General features: G+C 62.5%; 25 protein-coding genes. 11 read left to right on the forward strand and 14 right to left on the reverse strand.

Annotated features, from left to right (window positions below):
- Positions 1-209: 209 nt before the first annotated feature.
- On the forward strand, positions 210-854 hold the full coding sequence (locus BLS51_RS03800) for a hypothetical protein (RefSeq protein ID WP_090177995.1): 645 nt from the start codon (positions 210-212) through the stop codon (positions 852-854).
- Here the strand turns inward: BLS51_RS03800 and BLS51_RS03805 are convergent.
- The 6 genes from BLS51_RS03805 to BLS51_RS03830 form a co-directional block, all read right to left on the reverse strand.
- Positions 838-1,383: a phage tail protein gene (locus tag BLS51_RS03805; protein WP_090177992.1), complete on the reverse strand. Its 546-nt coding sequence runs from the start codon at positions 1,381-1,383 to the stop codon at positions 838-840. The two genes, BLS51_RS03800 and BLS51_RS03805, sit on opposite strands and share 17 nt — an antisense overlap.
- Complete coding sequence (locus tag BLS51_RS03810) at positions 1,380-4,310, reverse strand: hypothetical protein (protein WP_090177988.1); 2,931 nt, start codon at positions 4,308-4,310, stop codon at positions 1,380-1,382. The genes BLS51_RS03805 and BLS51_RS03810 overlap by 4 nt, the downstream gene beginning before the upstream one ends.
- A 50-nt stretch (positions 4,311-4,360) precedes the next feature.
- Positions 4,361-4,957: a hypothetical protein gene (locus BLS51_RS03815; RefSeq protein WP_139168640.1), complete on the reverse strand. Its 597-nt coding sequence runs from the start codon at positions 4,955-4,957 to the stop codon at positions 4,361-4,363.
- An 11-nt stretch (positions 4,958-4,968) separates the two neighbouring features.
- Positions 4,969-5,760 (reverse strand): papain-like cysteine protease family protein, encoded by a 792-nt coding sequence (locus BLS51_RS03820; protein ID WP_090177981.1) that lies wholly within the window; start codon positions 5,758-5,760, stop codon positions 4,969-4,971.
- 30 nt (positions 5,761-5,790) lie between these two features.
- Positions 5,791-6,264 carry a hypothetical protein gene (locus BLS51_RS03825; RefSeq protein ID WP_139168641.1) on the reverse strand — a complete coding sequence of 158 codons (474 nt, stop codon included), beginning with the start codon at positions 6,262-6,264 and terminating at the stop codon, positions 5,791-5,793.
- 146 nt (positions 6,265-6,410) lie between these two features.
- Entirely contained in the window at positions 6,411-6,962 is a 552-nt protein-coding gene (locus BLS51_RS03830) for a hypothetical protein (RefSeq protein ID WP_090177970.1), read from the reverse strand.
- Positions 6,963-7,411: 449 nt separating this feature from the next.
- On the opposite strand from BLS51_RS03830, the gene BLS51_RS03835 reads away from it, so the two are divergent.
- The 8 genes from BLS51_RS03835 to BLS51_RS03870 all read left to right on the forward strand — a co-directional run bounded on the left by BLS51_RS03835 (position 7,412) and on the right by BLS51_RS03870 (position 13,185).
- Positions 7,412-8,158: a c-type cytochrome gene (locus BLS51_RS03835; protein WP_373994311.1), complete on the forward strand. Its 747-nt coding sequence runs from the start codon at positions 7,412-7,414 to the stop codon at positions 8,156-8,158.
- Positions 8,155-9,420, forward strand: coding sequence for a c-type cytochrome (locus BLS51_RS03840; protein WP_090177966.1), 1,266 nt, complete (start codon positions 8,155-8,157; stop codon positions 9,418-9,420). The genes BLS51_RS03835 and BLS51_RS03840 overlap by 4 nt, the downstream gene beginning before the upstream one ends.
- 10 nt (positions 9,421-9,430) lie before the next feature.
- Entirely contained in the window at positions 9,431-9,610 is a 180-nt protein-coding gene (locus BLS51_RS03845; protein ID WP_090177962.1) for a hypothetical protein, read from the forward strand.
- Complete coding sequence (locus BLS51_RS03850; RefSeq protein ID WP_090177959.1) at positions 9,611-10,171, forward strand: cupredoxin domain-containing protein; 561 nt, start codon at positions 9,611-9,613, stop codon at positions 10,169-10,171.
- A complete protein-coding gene (locus tag BLS51_RS03855; RefSeq protein ID WP_090177954.1) occupies positions 10,155-11,777 on the forward strand; it encodes a cbb3-type cytochrome c oxidase subunit I in 1,623 nt (540 codons plus the stop codon). The genes BLS51_RS03850 and BLS51_RS03855 overlap by 17 nt, the downstream gene beginning before the upstream one ends.
- Positions 11,778-11,781: 4 nt before the next feature.
- On the forward strand, positions 11,782-12,570 hold the full coding sequence (locus BLS51_RS03860; RefSeq protein ID WP_090177951.1) for a c-type cytochrome: 789 nt from the start codon (positions 11,782-11,784) through the stop codon (positions 12,568-12,570).
- Positions 12,571-12,804: 234 nt separating this feature from the next.
- Entirely contained in the window at positions 12,805-12,972 is a 168-nt protein-coding gene (locus tag BLS51_RS03865; protein WP_154360730.1) for a Flp family type IVb pilin, read from the forward strand.
- 45 nt (positions 12,973-13,017) lie between these two features.
- Positions 13,018-13,185 (forward strand): Flp family type IVb pilin, encoded by a 168-nt coding sequence (locus BLS51_RS03870; protein ID WP_090177941.1) that lies wholly within the window; start codon positions 13,018-13,020, stop codon positions 13,183-13,185.
- A gap of 102 nt (positions 13,186-13,287) precedes the next feature.
- Here BLS51_RS03870 and BLS51_RS03875 read toward each other — a convergent pair whose 3' ends face one another.
- Complete coding sequence (locus tag BLS51_RS03875) at positions 13,288-13,809, reverse strand: GNAT family N-acetyltransferase (RefSeq protein ID WP_090177937.1); 522 nt, start codon at positions 13,807-13,809, stop codon at positions 13,288-13,290.
- Positions 13,810-14,079: 270 nt separating this feature from the next.
- Here BLS51_RS03875 and BLS51_RS03880 point away from each other — a divergent pair, with 270 nt between their 5' ends.
- The gene (locus BLS51_RS03880; RefSeq protein ID WP_090177934.1) at positions 14,080-14,532 is read left to right on the forward strand and encodes a VOC family protein; all 453 of its coding nucleotides are present in this window, start codon (positions 14,080-14,082) and stop codon (positions 14,530-14,532) included.
- 219 nt (positions 14,533-14,751) lie between these two features.
- Complete coding sequence (locus BLS51_RS29185; protein WP_139168642.1) at positions 14,752-14,994, forward strand: hypothetical protein; 243 nt, start codon at positions 14,752-14,754, stop codon at positions 14,992-14,994.
- A 185-nt stretch (positions 14,995-15,179) separates the two neighbouring features.
- Here BLS51_RS29185 and BLS51_RS03885 read toward each other — a convergent pair whose 3' ends face one another.
- The 7 genes from BLS51_RS03885 to BLS51_RS03915 form a co-directional block, all read right to left on the reverse strand.
- Entirely contained in the window at positions 15,180-17,690 is a 2,511-nt protein-coding gene (locus tag BLS51_RS03885) for an excinuclease ABC subunit UvrA (protein ID WP_229207393.1), read from the reverse strand.
- Between the two features lie 6 nt (positions 17,691-17,696).
- Complete coding sequence (locus BLS51_RS03890; protein WP_090177927.1) at positions 17,697-17,966, reverse strand: GlsB/YeaQ/YmgE family stress response membrane protein; 270 nt, start codon at positions 17,964-17,966, stop codon at positions 17,697-17,699.
- Between the two features lie 92 nt (positions 17,967-18,058).
- Positions 18,059-18,946, reverse strand: coding sequence for an isoaspartyl peptidase/L-asparaginase (locus BLS51_RS03895; protein ID WP_090177924.1), 888 nt, complete (start codon positions 18,944-18,946; stop codon positions 18,059-18,061).
- Positions 18,947-18,966: 20 nt separating this feature from the next.
- Positions 18,967-20,781 carry a cyanophycin synthetase family protein gene (locus BLS51_RS03900; RefSeq protein WP_090177920.1) on the reverse strand — a complete coding sequence of 605 codons (1,815 nt, stop codon included), beginning with the start codon at positions 20,779-20,781 and terminating at the stop codon, positions 18,967-18,969.
- Between the two features lie 107 nt (positions 20,782-20,888).
- Complete coding sequence (locus BLS51_RS03905) at positions 20,889-22,637, reverse strand: EAL domain-containing protein (protein ID WP_090177917.1); 1,749 nt, start codon at positions 22,635-22,637, stop codon at positions 20,889-20,891.
- A complete protein-coding gene (locus BLS51_RS03910) occupies positions 22,634-23,047 on the reverse strand; it encodes a CBS domain-containing protein (RefSeq protein ID WP_090177914.1) in 414 nt (137 codons plus the stop codon). Before BLS51_RS03910 ends, BLS51_RS03905 begins: the two co-directional genes overlap by 4 nt.
- 13 nt (positions 23,048-23,060) lie before the next feature.
- The gene (locus BLS51_RS03915) at positions 23,061-25,238 is read right to left on the reverse strand and encodes an SUMF1/EgtB/PvdO family nonheme iron enzyme (RefSeq protein WP_090177911.1); all 2,178 of its coding nucleotides are present in this window, start codon (positions 25,236-25,238) and stop codon (positions 23,061-23,063) included.
- Positions 25,239-25,250 lie beyond the last annotated feature (12 nt).

The raw sequence follows: 25,250 nt of genomic DNA on the forward strand, positions 1-25,250 counted from the left end.
GTTCTTTCAGGCACGGATTTTGATAAGTAGAGAGTGCGCGCGAGACTGCGCGCGCCTGCGCAGACAGCGCAACCCAGGATACTTATTCCAAGCAGAAGGAGTTCATCATCGACAAGCTTATTGTCTCCAGCAGCCGCCATCCCGCCTGGACTGTTGCCGCCAGCATCCCGGCCGCCGCCTCAAACGGTCTCGCCGTCACGCTGCAGCAGTTGCTGGCCAGCCCGGAATTTGCCAAGGCGCCGCGCCTGCGCCGCCTGCTGGCCTTCCTGGTTGAAAAACGCATGGACGGCGCCTTGCGCGATCTGAACGAATATACGATCGGCATTGAAGTGTTTGAACGCACCGCAAGTTCTTTCCATACCGGAGAAGACCCGGTGGTTCGGGTACAGATGGGCCGTCTGCGCGACAAGCTGGCCGCCTATTACCTCGGTTCCGGTCGCCATGCGCCGCATGCACTGGTCATTCCTAAGGGGAGCTATGTACCTTTGCTGCACAACGCCGGCTTGCCCACGCCCCGGCCACTGGCGCTGGCGCCATTACGCTGCCTGGCGCAAGACGCGCCGGCAAGCGTGTTCGTACAGGGACTGAATGAAGAGCTGATTGACCATTTGTTCCGTCGTTTTGGCGCTGCGCCGGGATTGCCTCAGGCACGGCAAGCGCTGGAGGGCAGCGTGCGGGCGGACGCCGGTCATCTACGCGTTTCGGTCCGGTTGCGCGATACGGCAAGCGGCAACTTGCTGTGGTCAGCGCAATTCGACCACCAGCAAGCCATGTCGATCGCGCTGCAAGCGTCGCTCGCTGCGGAGATCGGCACCGCGCTGCAAAGCTACTTCATCCTTAACGGCAACGAATGATGAAGTTGAGATTGAGGTTGACCGGCCTGGTTTCATCGGCAGTCCGCACCGTGTCAGCCGGCACGTAATTGGTGGTCGACTGCATCGGCTTGGCCGTATACAGCGGGCTCCCCTCCGTCGCCAGCACCACCATGGCATCCGGCAGCAGCACCGGCTCAGTGTAGTCATGTTCATGTGATTGGAAGGCGTCGGCCTGGTGGGAGCCAACCCGGTTGCCCACATTGCCGCCTTCCTTGACCGCCTTGCGTTCCGCATTGTCAGCGGCCAGATTGCCACTCACGCCCCGCATGAAACATCCTTGCAGGTCGGGCAGATTGAAATGACTGGCATCGCCGCCATAGGCGCTACCCAGCAGGTCGGACAATTCCGGGTAATCGCCGCGCAGCAGTGAAGCGCCGTCGCACAAGCGCCAGCCATCCCTGAACAGTTGCCAGCGCAAGCGCTCGATGCGCTGCGTCGGCGCATCGTGCAAGGCCAGCGGTCCAGCAAAAGGCAGGATAGTGCCGACCGGCACCGCGCCAGAAATCATGGCGCCATCCCCAGCGAAGGCGCCAGTCCGGCCGGCGGCGGCCCGATAAAGCTGGGCAAATGGTCGCTTTCCTGCAGGTAGAGCATGGAGGTCGGCAAGCGCACGCTCCAGGGCGGCGTCTGGCTGGTCAAGACCTGCGACCGGCGCAACTGCTCGACCAGTTGCCGGCAGCTATCGGTCACAGGCGTCGCCTGTATCCCGCCAGGCCAGGAGCGGCCAAACTGCAATGCATACAGCAGTGGGATTTCGCTCCCCGGAAGCACCGTCAGCAACACCCGCGCAGCCGGCGCCCGCAGGAATTGCCGGAACAGACGGTCAGCGCCGGGCTCGGTGGCTGCGGCTGGCGCCGGCTCGGGCCATGCCGGTGGTGCGGCGACCGGCCATTCTTCATACTGCCAGGCCATTGCCTGCCAGTCCAGCGCTGGCGACAGCACGCGCCATTCCTGCGGCGCTGCGGGTGCCAGCAAGGCCAGGCAGCGCTGGCGCAAGGCGTCGCGCTGGACGTCGCCGCCGCGCCCGGCGCTGGCGGCGGCCACTGCGGCGGCCACCGCATCGGCGTAAGCGCGCTGCGATGCCTGATCGGCCTGCTGCAAGCGCTGGTAGATGCGGATCTGCCATGCCTTCATTGCACGTGCGCCGCTGCCCCCGGCCGCAGGGTCGCGCTGGCACAGCACCTCGATATTCACGACAAAGGCCGGCGCCGACGAAATCAGGGTCAGCGGAATCGCACCAGCGCGTCCCTGCACGGCAGAACTGATATCGGTCTTGCCGAACGCCGATTGCGAAGGCGCCGGCACGCTGACGCTGACTGCTGCGGCGCCGCTCGCGCTATCCTGCCCCGGCAGCGCGGCAACGTCCGCAGCCGGCGCGCTCGCTTGCGGAACCGTCACGCTCAACGCCAGCGGCAGCGTGCTGGCAGCCACCGTCACACTCACGCCCGCTACCACGCCAGCCAGGTTGTAACGACTGTCGGACAGTGCCGCCGTCACCTCTCCTGACACACCAAGGTAACCGTCGGGGACGTTTAATGCAGCACCGCTGGCGGCGCTGGCGCGGTCGAAGCTGGCGCATAGCCGCAGCGTTGCCGGCGGCGGCGCCTCCAGCTCGTCCAGGCCGTAAAAGGCGCCAAAGTCCTGATAATTTATTTCTGTAATCTGCTGGTAGCCCTTGCCATCTGTCGCACCAAAAGTCAGTGGCGCTACCGGCGGCGCGGCGCTGATGCCATGCTCGGCCTTGACTTGTGCCAGCCAATCCTGGGCGGGTTGTTCAAACAGAAAAGACAGCACCAGCCTTTGCCCCAGGTTTTCCATGTGTACCTGCAGCAGGCGGTCAATCCAGCGGTAAACGCCAACCAGGCGGCCATTGCCGGCGTTATCGATCAGATTGCTTTGGCGGCGTTCCTGCAACTGCTGCCAGATCCGCTTGCGCTGCCAGCCCACCCGCTGGCCCAGCCGCGTCGCCGCTTGCTCGGTCACGCGCTGCGCCAGCTGCGCCGCCTGACGTGCGCCCCAGCCGCTGCGCGCATCGCCGCCAGCAGCGCTTCCAGACAGGGTCAGGTCCAGATTGGCATAGGACGGATGCACATTATTCATGTCGCGCAACAAACCGTCGGCCGCCATCACCGCCTGCATCGCGTCACCCAGCTCGCTGGCGGCGGCAGTATGTTGCTGCTCTTCGCTCAACCCGGTCTGCTCGCCCAGTTGGCGCTCATGCAGCACATCCTGCACGACCTGCCGTTCCTGTACCTCCTGGCGTTCACGCGGCATCACATTGACCACTTCCGCCAGTTCGCCCGGCACGTAGGCCTGCAAGCGCTGGCGCGCCATTTTCAGCGTGCCCATGCCCAGCAGCTCCCACCGGCCCGCAGGCGCAAGCGGTGCCGGCTGCACGAAGGTCGGCAGCGTCAGCATCCTGGCTGCGACGAGATCCGGCATCGATAGCGTTGCGCTCAATGGCCGCAGACGCAGCGCCGGCGTCGTCGCGGCCAGCGTTCCATCAGCCAGCAAGCCCAGCCAATAGGCAGTCTGGGCCAGCGGATACAGTGCCGCGCTCAAGGCGGCATCGCTTGCGTCGCCACTCAGCGCCAACGCATACAGGGTTTGCCATAGGCAGGGATTTTGTATATTTCTCCAATCGCTGGCGTCGAGGAAGGCATTGACCGTCATCTGTAGCTGAGCTTCCACCACCTGTTCCAGCACATCGATGGATGGTTGCGGAGGCAGTGCTTCCAGCTCAACGCGCAACAGCGAAAAAGCTTGGGTCAGCGACAGCTTCTCAGCCAAGTTATCCAGCTTGACACTGTCTGCGCCTTTCAAAAAGGCAGTGGCCACCTGGCGCTTCTGCGCGGCGGCATCGGCGCCAACGCAACGCTGCAGGTTCTTGTACAAAGCGAAATCCGCAAACCCGCTGCAGGAAGCGAACGACACCACCATTTCCTGCTGCAGATGAGGATCCGGCGCATGTAGCCAGATGAACGGAAACAGGTCGGCGGCCGCAGGCAATGCATCGATCCGGTAGGCCTGCGCAGCAGTCTCATCGCGTGGGGGATAAAAAGGCGGTGGTGGAGGGAACGGTGGCGGGCCAGGATCATCGCTATACCAGCCACCGATCACGGCGTCGAAGAACTCCGCGCTGGACAAAGGCAGGCAGCAGCGCAAATAGATGCCGGGAACAGCATGTTCATCGCCGGCATCCGCGCTCAGCGTGACATCGATCACGCCAAGTTGCACGATGCGGTGCTTCCCCAACCTCAGTGTGAAGGTGGATTCGCTGTTTCCTTTGTCATCGCGGATATCCACGCTGACGCTGGCGCCCAGCTCCGCAAACCGCCATTCAACATAGACCGTGACGTTGCCCCGTGCGACGATATCAAAGTTGCCGCAGATGGCCGGGTCGACCGTCTCCAGCAGCACCGTTTCCTCTTGCATGGTCAAGCTCCCGAGCGGCGGCGCCGGCGTGCCGGCGCCGCCAATTGATGTTAATAGTCGTTACCGGAATCGATCGCTTCCCGGACAATCGGCATCAATGCATCGAGCAAGTCATCCAGTGGATAGAATTTGCTCTCCACGCCAGAAGGAATTGGCGTCACCGGCAGAAAACGGGGATCGCTCACGCCAGCGTCGCTCGGCTGCGGTAAAAATCCCAGCGCCTGAAAATGAATTTCCGGCACCATCAGCAGCACGGGTGAGTAATCGCCATTCAGTTCGGCCTCGGCTGTTTCAATCGCATTGGTAAACCCGTCGACAAACGGTCCGGCCTGCAACATCTGATGCTCCACCGCGACATCGCCGTCAAATCGATGGACGGTCTCAACATAAGCCTGCGCAACCGCCCTTGTTTTAATCAGCACTTGATAGCGCACCCCGGCAGGGCGGATATCGTCCTTGTTGAGCCGGCCGGCGGCATCGACGTTCAGCACAAAGACTGGCACCGGCGACACCGCCGACAGTTGGGAAGCAGTCGACGTCTGCAGCAGGCTGCGCGCCGAAGCGTCTTGGAGATGCAACTGTGCCAGCGCAGCCATGACAATTTTTTGCCCGTTGCGGGGCTCCTGGTGGAATACAATGTTAGACATGGTGCGATCCTTTACTTGGTGGTATATGAACGTTTCCAGATGGCGTCTGGATAGCTGTTGCCGGGGAAACCTTTGAAGCTGACAATGCTGGTGCTGGCAGTGGCCGGATCCTGTACCGTGATGGTTGCCGTATCACCGGCGCCGGCGTAGCCGCTGATCACGATCGCGTGCCCAATGGTTTTATTTGGCCAGTTCAGGCTCATCGCGATCGGATGTTGTGCCGCGATTTCGGTCTCCACCTTGCTTAGCGTCAGCCCATCCGGCGTCGTAGCATTCAAATGACCGACATGGCGCAGCGCGGTCGCGGTCGCGAAAGGCTTGTTGCACTCTGATGGGGGCGCCTTCACATCGCAGCTCGTCAATTTGAGTTCGGAGTTGGCCAGCTCCCCTTGGGTTTTCTTTGCCGAGCCGTAAAAATCTACCACACTGCTGGTCACTGCCGCCCAGCACCATTTCGACATCTGCTGCTTCTGTATCGCAAACACGCCTGGTTCGCCATCAGGCAACTGCGTGGTACCGAGCCGTGTCGCTGGGTCCGTATCCCGTTCCCACACCACACCATCGAGTACCCGTAAGGTCGTGTCGGCGTTTTCGATCAGCACGGAGGGCAGTACCTGATTGATCTCCGAGCCATTGATCATGCCGCTGACCAAACCGGCGCTGCCGGGACCGTTCCATTTCAGCGGCGAATCAACCGATTCTCCCGCTTCCAGCGCCAGCATCCGCGTCTTGCCATCGCTCCCGGTAACATAGAACGTGACAACGCTCGATGACTCGTTCTGTAAAGTTAAAACCTTCGTCATTTTGCTTCCTTTCGTTGAGAGTCAAGCACATCAGACTTGCTTTAGCGTAGGCAAGAACCTGCCTTGCATCGACGCCAGTTCAATTACGAATGTCGTGTCCCAGTTGCGCACCTGCAGTGGCGCCGGCGTCAAGCCGTCGACCGTAACCGCCAGTACCAGATGGTCCCACTGGACCGCAGCGGTTTCGCCAGCCGGCACGACACAATCGACGACGAACGGCGTGCGGATCAGCATCAGGCTGAAAGCCACATCGCCACCGGTCCGATTACTCAACTCCAACACATTGCCTATCCCACTGCCCTGATGGGACAGTTGCAGACAAGGCACACCGGCCATGAGCATCTGCGCGACCTCCAGCCGCCCACCAATACCGTCCTCCTGCAGCGAAGCGGTGTAGTCGACCAGCGTGGCCGGATCGGTGTAAGCAACGGTAGCCGAGATGCCTGCCTGGCGCGGATCGGGCAACTGCACAGTTCCACGCGCGGCAATCCACAGATCTGTCATGATGTGCTGTCCGCACCGCAGGCACGCCCGCGCCGGGGCGGAGGTCATATTGCTGAGCAGGAGTTTTCGCGTTCGTCCGGGAGGTATCATCGTCACTCCTTAAAACACCATGGCTGGCTCGCCGTTCGACAAGCCAGCCGCAAAGCTTACGACTGACCCAGCAACAGGGAGAAGTAGCCCTCGTCTGCCGAAGCAGTTGCATCGATGGCGGTCACCTTGGCATTCGGGTTATTGGTGGTAGTGACGTCAGTCGTGATGCCTTTGACAACGGCGCTGATGGTGTAGGTATCGCTCAGCGTCAGTTCCTGTGCCAGGAAGGAGTCGCTCACCGAGATGGCCTGCAGCGGCTTGCCATCCTTGACGATGGTGAAGATTACCGTCGGCAGGCAGGTCTTCTCAAATTGCAGCTTATTCGGCTTGGTGCTAGCCGACTTCACCAGATCGAAGATGTAGGTTTGCTGGCTGCGGTGCTGGATGACGCGCGCCTGAAAGCGCGCAGCACCGTCCACCTTGAGTGGCGCCGAGGTGTAGGTGTTGCCATCGATCGTGGCCTGGGCCGTTACCATATATTCGTTCTCGGTCGGAATGCTGACGCTGCCTTGCGGCTCTACGGCGGGCAGCGAAACGACGACCTGGTCGCCTTTCAGAACGGTAAACTGTGCATCGTACTTGGTAGTGTTGTTCAGAATAATTGCCATTTGAAACTCCTAAAGTAATCGCGTTAAGTGCGCTCGGTTAAACAGGGATATCGGAGATGACATTGACACTTGCTAGGCCGGTCTCAATCAGCGAATCCGATGGAGAGAAGATACCGGCTGGCTTTGGCTGCAATAAGTATCGATAGGTAACAACTGGCTTGTTACGCACACCGGGGACTGAATGCTCCCACGCGTCCGCGAATTCGGTGGGACGGGTCAGGATGAAGATGCTCGGGATGACAACACTAAAACAACATTTAATTGCCTGAAGCCACCTTAAAACTATCGCATTGTCACGATATCAAGAGAGTAGATGTCTTGGACAAAGCGTTCCTTTTTCACAACGCCACCTCCCCATTGTGGCAGAGCACGCACTACATGGCGGACCAAGGGTTATAAGATATACATTGATTAGCGGTCCATCGTGTGTAGCACCCAGAGGAGACGGCATGGTCCCATCCCGCGGTTTATCAGCTTTATTGGTTCTGAGTACCTTTGCCTGCCACGCCTATGCGCAGCAGGAAGCCAGCATCCCTGCCCCGCAGCGCGCGCCCGATACGATGGAGGCGCGTACTTTGGCGTGCGTCGGCTGTCATGGCGACAAGGGCCGTGGCGTCGCCAACGTCTATTTCCCGCGCCTGGCCGGCAAGCCATCCGGCTACCTGTACAACCAGCTGATCGCCTTCCAGGAAGGCCGCCGCCGCTATGCGCCGATGAATTACCTGTTGGCCTACCTGCCGCCCGCGTACCTGAAGCAGATGGCCGACTACTTCGCCGCCCAGAGTCCCGATCCGATCGCTGTCGCCGCGCCATCGGCGCCACCGGCCACCATCGCGCAAGGCCAGCAGATCGTCACCAAGGGCCTGCCCGACAAGAAGATTCCCGCCTGCACCACCTGTCACGGCGCCACGCTGACCGGCCGCGAGCCCGGCATTCCGGGCCTGCTCGGCCTGCGCACCGATTATGTCAGCGCACAGCTGGGCGCCTGGCGCTACGGCACCCGCACCGCGCTGTCGCCGGACTGCATGCAGCTGATCGCCTCAACACTGTCGGAACCTGAAGTGGCGGCAGTCTCGTCCTACCTGGCCACGCTGCCGGTGCCAGCCAATGACAAGCCAGCGCCAGCCGACAACACCCAATTGCCGATGGGCTGCGGCAGCCAGAATCCGCACGCGGCGGCGGGAGCCAAGCCATGAAGCGCGTCCTGCTCTCCATCGTCCTGATCCTGGTGCTGCTGGCTGGCGCCGCCTGGTGGCTGATGAACCGTGGCTCGTCTGCGCCCGACACCACCATCAACAGCGCGCAGATCGAGCGCGGCAAATACCTGGCGCAAGCGGGTGATTGCATCGCCTGCCACACCGTGCCCGGACAAGCGATCTTCTCCGGCAACCGCGCCATGCCTACGCCGTTCGGCAACCTGTACGCACCCAATATCACGCCGGACAAGGAAACCGGCATCGGCAAATGGACGCCGGCACAGTTCTACGACATGCTGCACACCGGCCGCTCGCCGGACGGCAAGCTGCTCTACCCTGCCATGCCGTTCGCTTCCTACACCAAGGTCACGCGCGAGGATTCGGACGCCATCTTTGCCTACCTGATGTCGGTGCCGGCGGTGCACAAGGTCAACCGCGAGCACGAGCTGCGCTTCCCATACAACAACCGCAGCCTGCTGATCGGCTGGCGCACGCTGTACTTCCAGGAAGGCGAATACAAGGCTGATCCACAGCAGTCGGTCGAATGGAACCGTGGCGCCTATCTGGTGCAGGGCCTGGGCCATTGCGCCATGTGCCACTCGCCGATCAACGCGCTGGGCGGTTCGGCCGAGGCCAAGGCCTTCCAGGGCGGCCTGATTCCGATGCAGAACTGGTACGCGCCGTCGCTGACCTCCAACCGCGAGGCCGGTCTCGGCAACTGGGAATTGCAGGACATCATGGATCTGCTGCAAACGGGCGTCTCGCATCGCGGCACGGTCTATGGCCCGATGGCCGAAGTCACTTTCAACAGCCTGCAATACCTGAGCGATGCCGACGTCAAGGCGATGGCGGTCTACCTGAAGAGCCTGCCGGGCGACGATCCACCTGCCCCGCCGCCAGCGCCACTGACCAACGATGTCCAGCAGCAGTTCGCTGAGGGCCAGCGCATCTACGAGGCCCAGTGCGCAAGCTGCCACGCGGTCGATGGACGCGGCATGCCGCCGCATTTCCCGCCGCTGGCCGCCAACCAGTCGATCTTGATGAGTTCGTCGGTGAATCCGGTGCGCATGATCCTCAATGGCGGCTACCCGCCAGGCACGCGCAAGAATCCAACGCCGTACGGCATGCCGCCGTTCGCGCAGGACCTGAACGATGCGCAGGTGGCGGCAGTGGCGACCTACATCCGCAACGCCTGGGGCAACGGCGCCACGCCGGTCACGCCGCAACAAGTCAACCAGCTGCGCAGCGCGCTGCTTGAATAGGAGGACAGCAATGATCGTGGAACCCGATACGCCAGTGGAAACCGAGGCGGCCAACCAGCAGCGCGTGGACGCCATCGTGGCGCAGGGACCGGGCGGCGCGTTTGCGCTGGCCGGCGTGGCGGTGGCAATCGTGATGCTGATCTGGTTTGCCTTTTATTTCCTGGTATTCGTCGCGCGCGGAGGTGCCTAGATGAGCGATCCACATCAGGCCGCCCACGTTGCCGAGCAGGCGGAAACCCGCTGGGTGTGGGTGGTTGGCATCGTGGTCGCCACGCTGCTGTTCATGATGGCTTACATGAGCCTGCACTGGATCACCATGCCGCCGCAGCGCATGGAGACGATCAATCCGGGCACGCTGCACCTGGCCGGCGAGTTTGTCGAGGCCAACCTCGGCAGCGCCACCGAGGCCGATGGCAGCGTCACAGTGCGGCTGGTCGGCAACCAGTATTCGTTCACGCCGCAATGCGTGCTGGTGCCGGAAAATACGCCGATCGTCATCCGCGCCACCAGCGCCGACGTGGTGCACGGTTTCAGCGTGACCAATACCAACATCAACGTCAACCTGATCCCCGGCTATGTATCGACCTTCCACGCCCGCTTCAAGGAAACCGGCGAGCACACCATGCCCTGCCACGAATTCTGCGGCGTCGGCCACGCCGCCATGTGGGCGCATGTCAAGGTGGTCGACAAGGAAACCTATGCCCGCCTGGCGCAACAGAAAAGGAGGCTGAGCTGTGCTGAACGTTCCTAACCGGCGTCTCGTGCTGGCCCACTTCTGGCTGGCGTTCATTACCTTCTTCCTGGCGCTGATCCTCGGCGAATGGCAGATGTATATCCGCAGCCCGCTGTCCTCCTGGCTGGGCAATCCTGAACTGTACTACCGCTCGGTCACCGCGCACGGCTCGGCCATGGGCTATGTGTTCCCGACGCTGGTGGCGATGGGTTTCGGCTACGCCATCGTCGAACTGGCGCTGAAGCAGGCGCTGGTCGGCCTGAAGTGGGCCTGGCTGGGCTTCGGCCTGGTGGTGGTTGGCACTGTGGTGGCCATGGTGCCGGTGGCGCTGGGCAAGGCTTCGGTGCTGTACACCTTTTACCCGCCGCTGATCGCCAACGCTTTCTATTACATCGGCGTGGTGCTGGTGGTGGTCGGATCGTGGATCTGGGTGGCGCTGATGGCGGTCAACCTGCGCATCTGGCGCCGCAACCATCCGGGCGAGACGGTGCCGCTGGCGATGTTCGCCAATAACGCCGGCGCCTACCTGTGGGCGTGGACCTCGGTGGGCGCGGCGGTGGAAATCCTGTTCCTGATCCTGCCGGTGGCGCTGGGTTTCAAGAGCACCATCGACGCCGGCCTGGCGCGTGTGTTCTTCTCGTGGACCTTGCACGCCATCGTCTACTTCTGGCTGATGCCGGCGTATATCGCCTTCTACACGCTGGTGCCACGCGCGATTGGCGGGCGGCTGTACAGCGACGCCATGGCGCGCATTTCCTTCATCCTGTTCCTGGTGTTCTCGATGCCGATCGGCATCCACCACCTGTTCCAGGACCCGCAAGTCGGCACCGGCGTCAAGTTCCTGCACGCGGTATTCACCGGCATGGTCTCCGTGCCGACGCTGCTGACCATTTTCACCATCTGCGCCTCGGTCGAAATTGCCGGCCGGCTGCGCGGCGGCACAGGCAAGTTTGCGTGGATAGGCAAGCTGCCATGGAAGAACCCGCTGATGCTGGCATTGGCGCTGTCCTTCATCATGCTCGGTTTCGGCGGCGCCGGTGGGCTAATCAACATGAGCTACCAGCTGGACTTCGCCATCCACAACACGCAATGGATCACCGGTCACTTCCACCTGATCTTTGGCGGCGCCATCGTCATCATGTATTTTGCCGTCGCCTACGACCTGTGGCCGCACCTTACCGGCCGCGCGCTCGATTGCTGGAAGCTGATGCGCGTGCAACTGTGGCTGTGGTTCGTCGGCATGATGGTGTTGACGCTGCCGTGGCACTGGGTTGGCATTCTCGGCATGCCGCGCCGCATGGCCTATTACGACTACACCGCCGCTGACCTGGCGCCGATGGCGATCTCGGTCATCATCACCTTCACCGGCGGGCTGATGCTGCTGGCCTCGGGCGTGCTGTTCCTGTGGATACTGCTGAAGGGCCACCGCAGCGCGCACATCGAGCTGCCGCAGTTCCGTTTCAGCGCGCCGGTGCATGCGACCGGTCGCATTCCAGCCGCGCTGAACGGCTTCGCGCTGTGGCTGGCATTGATGATCGGCCTGAGCCTGATCAACTACGGCTTCCCGATCGCGCAGCTCATCAATACTCCGAATACGGCCGTGCCGGCTGTTCCGATCAGGTGATGCCATGCAAGAACCATCCGTCCTTTCCCTGAAAAATCGCTGGACGCGCTACAGCGTCATCATCCTGCTGGTGATGGCGCTGGTGTCGGCGGCGGTCGGCTTCATCTGGGTGCCGTTTGCCAATAACCGCGCGGCAGCGCTGTCGCTGTGGGAGGCCATTTGCAGTGCGGCCGGCATTTCCAGCGGCACGCGCGCCAGCGCGCTGGGCGACGATGCGGCCGCACGCCCCAGCAACGTCATCGTCAGCGCCACCATGATGCGGCCGGCGAATGCCGAGTCGATCGGTCGTGGCGCCACGCTGGCCATGCGCTGCACCATGTGCCACGGCATCCGTGGCGTCAGCGAGGCCAATTCGCCGAACCTGGCTGGCCAGATCGAAAGCGCCATCTACAAGCAGCTGCGCGATTATCAGTCCGGCCACCGCATCAGCGCCATCATGCAGCCGATGGTGGCCATGCTGAGCGACCGCGACATGCGCGACCTGGCGGCGTATTACGCTTACCTGCCGCATGAGCGCGAACCGTCGGCCAGCAAGCGGGCGACGCCGCAGCTGGTCAGCAACGGTTCGCCGATGCGCAACATCGGCGCCTGCGCCAGCTGTCACGGCGGCTACGCGCAGCAATCCGCCACGCCGATTCTGGACAGCGAGCCGGACGCCTACATCCGCGACCAACTGCACGCCTTCCGAAACGGCAGTCGCCGCAACGACCTCAACCAGCAAATGCGCAACGTCGCGCGCCAGCTGACCGACGCCGAAATCGCCGAACTGGCCGCCTACTACTCCAGCCGCTGACCGCAGCAAACAAGAAAGCCTGAACTGCTGTTCCGGCTCTCCTCGCCTCACCATACGTCTTTCAGGGCGGACGGTAAGCAGTGACAATTGTCATTGTAGATCGTGGCGTTTGTCGGATGTGTGGCGGCGGCAAGGTGCGTAGAATGACTTTCATCGGCAGCAAACCTAAAACCTGAACCCCGTTTTAGTTGACGTAATAGCCCACTTACTCAACCAACTTTTACGAGGCTCATCATGAACGCAATCACCAACTTCATCCGCAACGAAGACGGCATCACCGCCATCGAATACGCCCTGATGGCAGCCGCCATCGCCGCAGCGATCACCGCCGGTCTGGCCATCCTTGGCCCGAAAATCACCGCATCGCTGACCTACATCTCCGGTCTGATCAAATCGTCATAATTCAGACGTCATTCATTCAAATCGATCAAACTTAGGAGAACAATCATGAACGCAATCAAACACTTTATCCGCGACGAAGACGGCATCACCGCAATCGAATATGCCCTGATGGCAGCAGCAATCGCCGCAGCGATCACCGCCGGCCTGGCTATTCTCGGCCCGAAAATTACCGCTTCACTGACCTACATTTCTGGTCTGATCAAATCGTCGTAATCGCTAAACGCAGCAAACAAAAAGCCGGAACTGCTATTCCGGCTTTTTTACTTTCCCCCCGTAGGCTTCCGTTTCGGCGGCAACCGCCCCAATGCGGACCACTCACGTGTCTTGTGCAAGCTGCCGGTCATTCACAGCGTAGAGCCTGAACTGTTCAAGCTCAGGGTCGGTATAAGGGCGTACGCTTGCGAGATCGAGTTCTTGAAATGCCTTATGCCAGAAGGCAGCCGCACGGGTATCATTTCGAAAGACTGCGACAAGCCACGGCCCTTCGAACTTCCTGGCCAGTTCACGAACCGCTGCAAGCGCGACACCTTGGCGCCGATAGCGCTTCATGATGAACAGGTCTGCTAATTCATCTACTTCCCTACCGTCCGGCAAGCTTACGGCTTCCGTGACAACGAAACCCGCCAAGGCGCCGTCCTTCCTGATCCAATATGCACCTTTCGATGAAGACGTCACATAGTCAGCAATCGAGACTGCACATGCATCGAACAAGCCGTCATCACCGATTTCTTCCGCCATCCAGTCCGAATTTTCGTAGTAATACAATTGGAAAACGCGGAATAAGGTTCCTGTTTGATCGTGCGAAATTTCTTCCAGTCCGTTCGATATGCGCTTCATGAAACTCCTGCATTGTAATTTCCATCTGACTCAGGCATCACCTGTGCCGCCCGCCAGGCGATAGCGGGTCGAGCAAGAGCTAGTCCGCTTCTGGCCGTTCTCGGCCGGCCCCGTCAGCATAGCATGTTGCCATTGCAAAAAATCATGGTCTGCGCCGACACGCCGTTGTCGCCCCAGAACGGCCATCTGTTAAAGTAACGAAGGCAGTCCCGGCCGGATTTCAGCGATCGCATATATTCGCGGCCCTGACTGTAATGACAGGATGCATTCATGAACTACCAAACCTCTACCGTATTACGCACCGAGCATACTGGGCTGACAGTCGCATCGATAGATGGCGTACTTGATTTCTGGACTGAAGTTCTCGGCTTTCAACTCATTTACCGCAAAGAGCTTGGCGGTGGACACGCGATGGAACAAGTTGTCGGTGTGCCGGGGGCTTATTTAAGAAATGCTCTCCTACAAGGCCCCGATGGATACAAAATTGAGCTGCTTGAGTACGATGCACCAGAAGACCGCTTGATTTTAAAGCAACGTCCCTGTGATGTCGGTTCGGCTCATTTGACGTTTGCCGTGACCGACCTGCGCGCAATGCTAAATCGCATGGCCCCTTATGGATGGACGGCAACCGGCGAACCGCAAACCGCGCCTAGCGGAACAATCATGGTCTACACCCGAGGACCTGACGGCCACACTATTGAACTTATGCAACATCCGCAGTGAACTGCTTGTTAGTGATTACTTTATCTCGGTTGCTACCTGGTAGATGTAAGACGCAAAACAACTCCGGCATCAGGTGAGCGGTGCATTATCGTTGTGGTGTCTTAATGGTTGATTACCTGAGCGACCGGTTTTGGCCGCTTGCTGCCGTTGGCACGTTCCGTTAAAGCAGCCGCTCAGGCGGGCTAGATCTTGGCTCCTTACGTCACCCCAAACAGATTCATGACCAAAACCCCCATGGAGCTTTTATTCATCCAGAGTGAAAGGGCGATGACACTTACGGAAATTGCGATTGCTCCAGCAATTATTGATTTTTTTAACATACATCACGAAGTGAAGAAAAGTATCCGCGCGTTCACAAGGCCGCTGCTGGCCGAACTCAGTCGCGTACCAAAGGTTCACGAATTGTCACCGTTGTGCACCGCTAGCTTGCTCCATGGTCTGAAGCCTGGCGTAGCCAGATAACCTTAGCGCTGGAAGATGGCAGCGCAACTGGAGCATTCGACCAGAATCGTGGCTCGACGAACAGAATTGTTTTGGTGGATTGAGTGACGCAGCCGTCCGGAGCGCCGCAGTGCAAGTTCTTGCGGTTCCTGCGAACTGGGAAAAAAAACATCGCTGGATCGATAGCGACGCTACAGTCATCGTCGCTAAATCACCGCCTTCAGGTAGGGCGCAGTGCGGCTGCTCTTGTGTTGCGCCACCTTCGCCGGCGGCCCGCTGGCGACGATGCGGCCGCCCTCCTCGCCGGCGCCAGGACCGACATCGATCAGCCAATCGCTATCCGCCAGCACCTGCACATTGTGCTCGACCACGATGACGCTGTTGCCCGCGTCGACCAGGCTATGCAGCTGCTTCAGCAGCAGGTCAATGTCGGATGGATGCAGGCCGGTGGTGGGCTCGTCCAGCACGTACAGCGTATCGCCCCGGCTGGCGCGTTGCAGTTCGGTCGCTAGCTTGATGCGCTGCGCCTCGCCGCCGGACAGCTCGGTGGCCGGCTGGCCCAGCCGCAAATAGCCGAGGCCGACCGCGCGCAGCACCTCCAGTGCATGGCGCAGCGGCGGCACGTCCTCAAAGAACTCCCAGGCGGTGTCCACCGTCATCGCCAGCACGTCGGCGATGTTGTGCTCGCGGTAGCGCACCGCCAGCGTTTGCGGGTTGTAGCGCGCGCCGTCGCATTCCGGGCACGGCGTGTACACGCTCGGCAGGAACAGCAGCTCGACCATGACAAAGCCTTCGCCGGAACAATGCGGGCAGCGCCCCTTTGCAACGTTGAACGAAAAGCGTCCGGCGTCGTAATGCCTGGCCTTGGCCGCGCGGGTGGCGGCAAACAGCTTGCGCACATGGTCGAACAGGCCGGTGTAGGTGGCCAGGTTGGAACGCGGCGTGCGACCGATCGGCTTCTGGTCGACCTGCACCAGCCGCCGCACCTGCTCCATGCCACCGGCGATCTGGCCTTGCAGCTCGGCATCCTCGGCCGCCTCCAGCAAATCTTCGCTGGTCTCGGCCGGCTCGGCCACCGCTGTCTGGCCCAGTTGCGCCTGCACCAGCTGGATCAGCGCCTGGCTGACCAGGCTGGACTTGCCCGAGCCGGACACGCCGCTGACGCTGGCCAGCACACCCAGCGGGAAATCCGCGTCCAGTCCTTGCAGATTGTTGCGCACCACGCCACGCAGCTTCAGCCAGCCGGACGGCTGCCGCAGCGGACGCTCGGTCCGTTGCGCCGCGCCGAACAGGTAATGCGCAGTGCGCGAATCCTTCACCGCCTTTAGCCCTTGCGGTTTGCCACTGTACAGCACCTGGCCGCCATGCTGGCCGGCTTTCGGGCCAACATCGACGATCCAGTCGGCATGCCGTATCACCTCCAGCGCATGCTCCACCACGAACAGCGAATTGCCGGACGCCTTCAGCCGGTCCAGCGCGCGCAGCAGCGCTTCGGTGTCGGCCGGATGCAGGCCTGCCGATGGCTCGTCCAGCACGTACACCACGCCGAACAGGCTGGAGCGCACCTGCGTGGCCAGCCGCAGCCGTTGCAACTCGCCCGGCGACAGGCTGGGCGTGCCGCGCTCCAGATTCAGATAGCCGAGGCCGAGGTCCAGCATCACCTCCAGCCGCGCCAGCAGATCAGCGGCAATGCGCTGCGTGACAATCGCCTTTTCCGGGTGCGGCCTGGCCGGCTTGCGGCCAGACGGCGGTGCCGCCGCATACGGTTGCAGCAACTGCGCCAGCTGGCGCAGCGACAGGCGCGAGATTTCAGTGATGTCATGCCCGGCAAACCTGATCGACAACGCTTCCTTGCGCAGCCGCTTGCCCTCGCAGGTTGGACAGGCCATGCTGACCAGATACTGCGCGACGCGCTTCTTCATCAACGCACTTTCGGTGCCGGCAAAGGTTTGCAGCACGTATTTGCGCGCACCGGTGAAGGTGCCCTGATAGCTGGGCGTCTCCTTGCGCTTGAGCGCGCGGCGCGTCTCGGCCGGCGTCAGGCCGGCGTACACCGGCACGGCCGGCTGCTCGTCGGTGAACAAGATCCAGTCGCGGGTCTTTTTCGGCAGGTCGCGCCACGGTACATCGACATCGTAGCCCAGCGTCACCAGGATATCGCGCAGGTTCTGGCCGTGCCAGGCGGTGGGCCAGGCAGCCACCGCGCGCTCGCGGATGGTCAGGCTGTCATCCGGCACCATGGATTTTTCGGTGGCCTCATACACACGTCCGAGGCCATGGCATTGCGGACATGCGCCCTGCGGCGTATTCGGCGAGAACGATTCAGCGTACAACAACTCCTGCCCGACAGGATAGTCGCCGGCGCGCGAATACAGCATGCGCAGCGAATTCGACAGCGTGCTGACGCTGCCGACCGACGACCGCGTGGTCGGCGTGCCGCGCTGTTGTTGCAGCGCCACCGCCGGCGGCAAGCCGTCGATGGCGTCAACTTCCGGCACCGGCATCTGATGGAACAGCCGCCGCGCATACGGCGATACCGATTCCAGGTAGCGCCGCTGCGCCTCGGCATACAGCGTGCCGAACGCCAGTGACGACTTCCCGGAACCGGATACGCCGGTGAAGACCACCAGCGCATTGCGCGGAATATCGACGTCGACGTTTTTCAGATTGTGCTCGCGCGCCCCGCGCACGCGCACATAGCCGGGCAAGTCGTCCAAGATGGCTTAACGCGCGCGGCCGCGGAACAGCAGGTTGACAATCGCCAGCAACACGATCGCGCCGAGGAACGATACGCCCAGCGACACCACGCCGTAGTCGCCGTCATTGATGGTGCCGCTGCCGAACATCGGCGCCAGGATCAGGCCGCCCAGCACGGCGCCAATGATACCAACCACCACGTTGAGGAACATGCCTTGCTGCGCGTCGGTGCGCATCACAATGCTTGCCAGCCAGCCCAGAACGCCGCCAATCACCAACCAGATAATAAAGCCCATATAACCCCCTGTTGTAGTAAGAAAAACGATAAGTGGACTTGCATGATAATCACTCGCACAGCCTGCCTGTGTGCGAGGATTCACACAGGGCGCTACAAGTGTGCAAACGGTGTCGATGCATTGGCCAGCCAGCCGGCCTGGGTCTTGCTGACCGCGATCAGGCCGGTATCGGCATCCGGCGGCACCAGCGCGATACCGCGTCGCAGCGCTTCGTGCAGGTCCATGCCGCCGGCGATCCAATGGTAGACCTTGCTGGCCAGCATATTGCGCATGATGTATTCGCCGATACCGGTGGCGGCCACCGCACCGTCCGCGCCGGCGTAGAAGCCGCTGCCGATCAGCGGCGTATCGCCGACCCGGCCCAGCAACGATGGCGCCGAGCCGCCGGTGGAGCCGGCCACGGCAAAGTGGCCATCAGCGTCGCGCACCACCGCACCTACCGTGTCGCAGCCATGCGGCGCCTTGAAGGTGGGCTGACCGTCGTAGTTCCAATAGCGTTCGAATTCGATATTGTCAACGCCCGCCATCGGCTGTTCGCAGGTCGCCATTTTCTCCAGCATCTTCTGATGTTCGCGACGGGCCTTGTCGCTGACCACATCGTAAGCTTCGTGCCCCATCATGCGGGCAAAACGCAGTGCGCCCTCACCGGCCAGCAGCACATGCGGCGACTTTGCCACGTCGCGCGCCACCAGCACCGGATTGCGCACCGAACGCAATATCGCCACAGCACCCAGCGTGCCACGGCTGTCCATCACCGAAGCATCCATTTCGATGGTCTTGCCATCCAGTCCCAGCGCCGAGCCGGTGCCGGCGTTGAAGCGCTCATCATCTTCCATCACCAATACGGCGGCGATGGCTGCCGCCAGGCCTTGCTCGCCCCGCGCCAGCGCCCCGGCGGCGGCTTGGGCTGCGCTGCGGCAGCCGGCGCTCAATTCTTCTCCCGCCCCGGCACCGCCGTGGACTACGATTGCAGTATGCATATTTCAGCCTTTCTTTACGGTTAAGCCAGCACGACCGGCGGCAGTGCGGCGATTACATCTTTCAGCGACGTGCAGCAGCCAAACACCAGCACATCGCCCGGCTTGCACATGCCCAGCCCGAAGCGGAGCGCGCGCTGCGCATCCAGCTTGCAGTGCAGGCGGCCCTTGCTGACGTTGGCGTTGCGCACGCCGCAGGCCAGCAGGCGCGCGGTGTCGCCCTGCTTGCGGCCACGGTTATCGGCCTCATAGATGACCAGATCATCGAAGCCGGCAGCGCAGATGGCGCCGACGTTCATCAAATCCGCATCGCGGCGGTCGCCAGGCAGCGAGATCACGCCGACCACATGGCCGTCCGAAATGGCGTGCGCCATCTGCGCCAGCGCCGTATAGGCGGCGCCGTTGTGCGCATAGTCCACAATGACATGGACGCCATTGATGTCGGTAATCTTGGAGCGCAGCACCTCGCTGCTGCTGTCGTCGACATACCCGGCCAGGCCGGATACGACCTGCTCCGGCGCTAAGCCAGCCGCCACCAGCGCTGCGGCGGCGGCCAGCACATTGGCAATGTGGCAGCGGGCGGCGCCGTCCAGCGTCACCGGCATGCGGCGCACGTCAAGCAAGGCCTGATGGCGCGCGCCGCCGGCCAGGATGGCGACATGGTCTTGCAGGTAGACGGCGCGCCCGCCCTGCGCCAGGTGGCGCAGCAGTTGCGGATTTTCCGCATCAAGCGAGAAATACCAGACCTCGGGACCACCGCGCAGCTGCGCCGCCATGGCCACGCACAGCGGGTCTTCGGCGTTCAGCACCACGGCGCGCGAGGCGGCGTTCAGCAGCACCTGCTTGACCCGCGCCAGCCCGGCCAGCGTTTCCACGCCATCCATGCCGAGATGGTCTTCGCTGATATTGAGCAGCACGCTGACATCGCAGCGATCGAATGCCAGGCCGCGCCGCAGGATGCCGCCGCGTGCTGTTTCCAGCACGGCGAAATCGACTTGTGGCGAACTCAGCACCAATCGGGCCGAATGGTAGCCGGTGCAGTCGCCGGTGTCGGCCAGCATGCCGCCGAGATACACGCCCTCGCTGCACGCCATGCCAACGCGGTTGCCGGCCTGAGCGGCCGCATGGGCGATCAGACGGGTGGTGGTGGTCTTGCCATTGGTGCCTGTGACCGCGATCACCGGGATGCGGCCATCGCTGCCGGCAAACATGGCGTCGAGGTCGGTGGCCGTGGTGGTGGCGCGCATCAGGCGCTGGTGGCTGCCCCAGCCCAGCTGGAATTCTTCCGCATCCTCGCTGATGCGGTGGACTGGAATGCCGCGCCGGCGTGTTGCCGTCAGCGCCGCGCTGACGGCGGGGCTGACGGCACAGCGCTGTGCCAGCCGCCGTAACCGGCGCAACTGGCCGGTGTAGTCGTATTCCGCGTTCCGCGCCAGCGCCTCGGTCAGCGCCACCGCCATCCCCAACGCAGCTGCCACCACGCGTTCCGAGGCGTAGCCGCAGACCACGCGATAGCAGCCGGGCTGCCCGCCGACTTCGTTGACCTGGCTGAAGGTGACGTAATTGCCTGCCAGATGCTGCAATTCCATCGTGACGTGCTGGATAATGTCGCCGAAATGCGCACCTTGTCGCAGACGCTCGGCGAAGCCGCCCGGGCGGCCGCCTGCGCGCTGCTGCTTGCGCAGCGTCGGCATCCACGCCAGCAGCCGCTCGCACAACACCGGAAAGTCGCCCGACGAGTGCTCATGCCACGGCTGCACGTCGATAATCGCCTGCAAACAAGGTGGCGCGCAATGCGGGCTAGCGCCGCGTAGCAGGCGCTGCTTGAGAATCTTCATGACCGCTTTCCGTATCCAGGTGATGCTATCGATTATCTGGACTTCAGCAGCGATCTTGCATAGGGGCGAGTGCTGTGTTTGCGTAAGACAAAGCTTACGCAATGGCACTAGTGTTTCACGTCAGGCACGTAAGCAGTGATGAAGGCATAGCAGACGCGCGCATCGTCGGCAAGGCTGTCGAAGCGCATCGGATGGGTTTGCCAGGCGCGGAAGTCCGGGCCGTGCCGGCGTGCGGCTGTGCTATCCGGCAACAGCATGCTCCAGTGGGTGAATACCCGGCGCCGCGCCGGTCCTTCGATGACCACCCGGACGCGGGCGTGCAGCTTGCTAGCGCGGATGCGCTCGAAGGTATCCAGCACCTGGCTGCGCTCGCCCTCCAGGATCTGCATGAAGTGCTCATCCTCATACAGCAGGCAGCCGGTAATGCCGGCCTCGGCGTTGTTGGCGCGGGTACGGAGAAGAAGTTGGTCCAGTTGCCTCTGCGATAACGGCGCCACCGATTCGCTGACATATAGCAGGAAATACAGGCCGCCAGGTTGCGGCAGCTCGCCCAGCGCCGCCTGTTTGTCGACAGCGGCCACCAGTTGCTCCGCCGGCATGGGGCGGTAAAAATAATAGCCCTGGATGTAGTCGCAGCCGTAGCCGCACAGTTCCAGCTGCTGGGCGGCGGTTTCCACGCCCTCGGCCACCAGCCGCAGGCCGAGCGCGCGGCCGAGGCTGATGATGGCCTCCACCACCGCCCTGCTCTCGCCGCTCTCGGCAATATCGTTGATGAAGGAGCGGTCGATCTTCAGCACCTGTACCGGCAGCCGCGCCAGTTGCGCCAGCGACGAATAGCCGGTGCCGAAATCATCCATCGCCATGCGCAGGCCCAGCGCCGACAGCTGGTCCAGCACGCGCAGCTTGGCGACGATGTCATCCATCAGCATGCTCTCGGTAATCTCCAGCAGCAAACGCTGCGGATCGGCACCGGTGTCGCGCAGGATGGCGGCGAAGCTGTCGGCCAGGCCGGCATCATCCAGCTGGCGCACCGAGACGTTGACCGATACATACGGCGCCTTCGCGCCCCAGCGCGCATGCCAGTCGCGCTCGGCCAGGCAAGCCTGGCGGAAGACCCAGGCGCCGATGCCGATCACCGCGCCATTTGCTTCGGCAATCGGGATGAATTCGGCCGGCGACACCTCCCCTTGCTGCGGGAACCAGCGCAGCAGCAGTTCGGCGCCGACGATGCGGCCACTGCCGGCGTCGACGATGGGCTGGAAGCGTGGCGCCATTTCGTTGCGTTCCAGCGCCAGTTGCAGACCATGCGACAGGTCCATGCGCTGCATGGCGCGGTCGTGCAGTTGCGGATCGAAGAAGCGCCAGCCGTTGCCGCCGGCGTCGCGCGCCACCTGCACCGCTGCCGCCGCAAAGCGCAGCAGTTCGTCGCCAGGATCACCGGCAACTGCGGTGCTGACATCGCTGGCGGTGGCAATGCCGATGCTGGCGGTGACCAGCACTTTCTCGCCATCGATGGCCACCGGCGCCTGCACCGCAAGGCCGATGCGCTGGGCCAACGCGGCCAGCGCCGCCGGCGCCGTCACCTGTTCGCAGACGATGGCGAATTCATCTCCGCCCAGCCGCGCCGCCATTTCACCGGCACGCGCCAGTTGCAGAACGCGGCTGGCCATCTCGCGCAGCAAGGCGTCGCCGCTGTCCTGGCCATGCAGGTCGTTGATCGCCTGAAAACCGTCCAGGTTGACCAGCACCAGCGCCACTTGCGTGCCGGTCCGGGTTGCGCGTTGCAATGCTGCGCGCAGGCCTTCGCGGAAGGCGGCGCGGTCGGCCAGTCCGGTCAGCGCGTCCAGGGTGTTCATCGCTTCTCCAGCGAGCGCAGGTTGCGCAGGATGTCGCGCCAGCTGAGGATGCCGAGCAGCTTGCCCTGCTGCGTGACAATGGGAATGCAGGAAATCATATGCGCATTGAAGATATCGATGGCGTCATCCAGCGTGGCGTCGTCCTTCAGCACAATGGGCTGGCGCGACATGATTTCGCGCACCGTCTTGTTCAGCGTGACAGCGTCCTTGTAGCTCTCGGCCGGCGTGTCGATGTTGGGGCTGAGCGCCTTGTACAGGTCGCGGTCGGATACCACGCCGGTCAGCTGGCCCTGCTCCATCACCAGCACATGATGAAATTTCCCGAGGTGGAACATTTGCTTGACCAGCGCCAGCGTGTCGTCCGGTTCGACCGTCACCACCGCCTTGCTCATCATGTCTTTCAGCAGCATGCTGTTTCTCCGGTTATTCGGCGTCGGTCACGCAACGGAAACCAAGCGTGGCGGCGCGGTCGCGGCCCGGCGCCATCAGCAGCAGCTTGCCGTGCTGATCGTTGCGATAGGCCTGTGGAAAATACCACATCGCGCCTTGCGGACGATAGGAACTGCCGCCGCGCAGGATGGCGAAACGGGTGTGCTCGTCGCTGTATTCGTCAGTCCACTGCCAGACATTGCCGACCAGGTCCTGCACGCCGAACGGGCTGGCACCGCCGGGATGCGCATCGACATCAGCCGGCGCCGCCACCAGCCGGCCGCTGGCCTGCTGCGGCACCAGGTCGGCGCGCCAGTCGTTGCCCCATGGGTAGACGCGGCCATCGCTGCCGGTGGCGGCGTACTGCCACTCCCATTCGCGCGGCAGGCGCTTGCCGGCCCACGCTGCGTAGGCGCGCGCGTCTTCCAGGCTGACCCAGGTGACCGGCTTGTTGGCCCAGCCGGCCGGATAACTGCCGTTCTTCCAGTGCTTGAGGAAGTTGGCATCGTCGGCCGGACGGTAGCTGGTGGCGTCGATGAAGGCCTTGAACTGGGCGTTGCTGACCGGGTAGCGGTCGATGAAGAAACGCTTGATGTCCATATCATGCTGGTGGAAGCGGCGCGCGCTGTCCTCCCATGGATATTGCACATCGACGCCGGCCGTGTTGCCGCCCTCAATCGCCAGGCCACGCAGCGTGAAGTCGAACTTGCCGGCAGGGATCTCGACCATGCCTTCCGGTGCGCTGCTGGTCAACCTGGTCGGCACAACTGGCGTCAGCGTCTGCGGCAAGGGTTTCCATTCGGCCGAGAAATCGGCCAGCGGGCGTGCTGTCATCGCCTTCATTCTGGCGAGGTTGGCTTGCAGCCTGGCGTCGGGCGCGGCGTGGGTCATCAGCACCGCGCCGAAGCCGCGCGCCTCGATCGGGAACGACAGCAGCACGCCGTCGCCATCGCGTTGCGGCGTCAATTCAACGCCATGGTAGGCGTCGAAGTAGCGTGCGCCGTCGCGGTATGGCACGCGCAGTTGCACGCCCTTGCTCTCGTACTCGTTGCGGTTGACGATGCTCCAGAACGTGCCTTCCGCCAGCGGCCAGCGGCTGGTGAACACGCCATGGCGACGCGACGGATAGTGCGGCTCCCACTCCGGGCTGACCAGGAAGCGCGTGTACAGGCGCGACAGCGTAGCGACGCGGCGGGTGGCTTCGCCGTCGCGCGGCGTGATGCCATTCCAGATGCCCCAGATGTTTTCCCAGCTTTCCCAGCCGACGCCGTTGAAGAAGGCGAATTGCAGATCATCGGTCTTGCTGCGGTTCCAGCGGTCCGAAATATTGACCATGTGGCGCGTTTCCAGCCACTTGTAGCGGTCCACGGTCGGCGCGAACGGGAAAGTGTACTGGCCCCAGGTCATCAGGTTCCAGGCCAGCGCTTCGTCGGACGGCAGGCCTTCCGGCTGGAACACCAGCGGGTTGTTGATCTTGTCGGCGGCCAGTGTGAAGGCCAGCGGCACGCCGTCCTGGGTATCGCCATTGATGCCGTCGGCGCCGATTTCCTTCATTAGCGCCGCCAGTTCGTCCGGCCAGGAACGCTCCAGCGCACGCGTGCCCTGGTCCCACAACATCATCGGAAACATCACGCGCACGCCGCGCTGGTGGAACTCGGCCACCATTTTCTTCACCGCCGGAATGCCGCCCGGCAGCGAGCGCACCATGTCGATGGTGTTGCGGTCGTCCAGGCCGATGTTCGGATAGGTCGGCCAGACCAGCACCGCATCGATGCCGCCGAAGCGTTTTTCCAGGTCATCCAGGTAGCGGTCGACCGTGTACTGGCGCTTGACCGGGTCATAGAAATAGCGGTCCTCGACCATCATCTGCGCCTGCATATAGCTCGACTGCGTCCACTGTGCCGACGGCCGCGCATAGCGGCTGCCATCGTAGCCGACGCGGATACGGCGCTCGTCGCGCCAATGGCGCAGATCCTGCAACCAATCCTTGTGGTCCGCTTCCGCGCAGGGATTCCAGACGTCCTCCCACGGCTGATTCATCGTCAGGCAAGCCGGGCCAGGTATCGCCAGCTGCGTGTACGACGCGTGCGGCACGTAGCGGGTGTCTTGCGCGTGGGTGAATGGTGTTAGCGCAATTGCCAGTGTCAGAGAGGCGAAGATCTTCAATTTCATGCGGAGAGGGAA

It is taken from the genome of Duganella sp. OV510 (assembly GCF_900100205.1).
Lineage (GTDB): Bacteria > Pseudomonadota > Gammaproteobacteria > Burkholderiales > Burkholderiaceae_D > Rugamonas.

What these genes read in the sequence shown, in the direction of transcription:
- BLS51_RS03805 (WP_090177992.1), bottom strand. Translation starts at nt 1,383, where the DNA reads ATGATTTCTGGCGCGGTGCCGGTCGGCACTATCCTGCCTTTTGCTGGA.
- BLS51_RS03810 (WP_090177988.1), bottom strand. Translation starts at nt 4,310, where the DNA reads ATGCAAGAGGAAACGGTGCTGCTGGAGACGGTCGACCCGGCCATCTGC.
- BLS51_RS03815 (WP_139168640.1), bottom strand. Translation starts at nt 4,957, where the DNA reads ATGTCTAACATTGTATTCCACCAGGAGCCCCGCAACGGGCAAAAAATT.
- BLS51_RS03820 (WP_090177981.1), bottom strand. Translation starts at nt 5,760, where the DNA reads ATGACGAAGGTTTTAACTTTACAGAACGAGTCATCGAGCGTTGTCACG.
- BLS51_RS03825 (WP_139168641.1), bottom strand. Translation starts at nt 6,264, where the DNA reads ATGACAGATCTGTGGATTGCCGCGCGTGGAACTGTGCAGTTGCCCGAT.
- BLS51_RS03830 (WP_090177970.1), bottom strand. Translation starts at nt 6,962, where the DNA reads ATGGCAATTATTCTGAACAACACTACCAAGTACGATGCACAGTTTACC.
- BLS51_RS03835 (WP_373994311.1), top strand. Translation starts at nt 7,412, where the DNA reads ATGGTCCCATCCCGCGGTTTATCAGCTTTATTGGTTCTGAGTACCTTT.
- BLS51_RS03840 (WP_090177966.1), top strand. Translation starts at nt 8,155, where the DNA reads ATGAAGCGCGTCCTGCTCTCCATCGTCCTGATCCTGGTGCTGCTGGCT.
- BLS51_RS03845 (WP_090177962.1), top strand. Translation starts at nt 9,431, where the DNA reads ATGATCGTGGAACCCGATACGCCAGTGGAAACCGAGGCGGCCAACCAG.
- BLS51_RS03850 (WP_090177959.1), top strand. Translation starts at nt 9,611, where the DNA reads ATGAGCGATCCACATCAGGCCGCCCACGTTGCCGAGCAGGCGGAAACC.
- BLS51_RS03860 (WP_090177951.1), top strand. Translation starts at nt 11,782, where the DNA reads ATGCAAGAACCATCCGTCCTTTCCCTGAAAAATCGCTGGACGCGCTAC.
- BLS51_RS03865 (WP_154360730.1), top strand. Translation starts at nt 12,805, where the DNA reads ATGAACGCAATCACCAACTTCATCCGCAACGAAGACGGCATCACCGCC.
- BLS51_RS03870 (WP_090177941.1), top strand. Translation starts at nt 13,018, where the DNA reads ATGAACGCAATCAAACACTTTATCCGCGACGAAGACGGCATCACCGCA.
- BLS51_RS03875 (WP_090177937.1), bottom strand. Translation starts at nt 13,809, where the DNA reads ATGAAGCGCATATCGAACGGACTGGAAGAAATTTCGCACGATCAAACA.
- BLS51_RS03880 (WP_090177934.1), top strand. Translation starts at nt 14,080, where the DNA reads ATGAACTACCAAACCTCTACCGTATTACGCACCGAGCATACTGGGCTG.
- BLS51_RS29185 (WP_139168642.1), top strand. Translation starts at nt 14,752, where the DNA reads ATGACCAAAACCCCCATGGAGCTTTTATTCATCCAGAGTGAAAGGGCG.
- BLS51_RS03890 (WP_090177927.1), bottom strand. Translation starts at nt 17,966, where the DNA reads ATGGGCTTTATTATCTGGTTGGTGATTGGCGGCGTTCTGGGCTGGCTG.
- BLS51_RS03895 (WP_090177924.1), bottom strand. Translation starts at nt 18,946, where the DNA reads ATGCATACTGCAATCGTAGTCCACGGCGGTGCCGGGGCGGGAGAAGAA.
- BLS51_RS03900 (WP_090177920.1), bottom strand. Translation starts at nt 20,781, where the DNA reads ATGAAGATTCTCAAGCAGCGCCTGCTACGCGGCGCTAGCCCGCATTGC.
- BLS51_RS03905 (WP_090177917.1), bottom strand. Translation starts at nt 22,637, where the DNA reads ATGAACACCCTGGACGCGCTGACCGGACTGGCCGACCGCGCCGCCTTC.
- BLS51_RS03910 (WP_090177914.1), bottom strand. Translation starts at nt 23,047, where the DNA reads ATGCTGCTGAAAGACATGATGAGCAAGGCGGTGGTGACGGTCGAACCG.
- BLS51_RS03915 (WP_090177911.1), bottom strand. Translation starts at nt 25,238, where the DNA reads ATGAAATTGAAGATCTTCGCCTCTCTGACACTGGCAATTGCGCTAACA.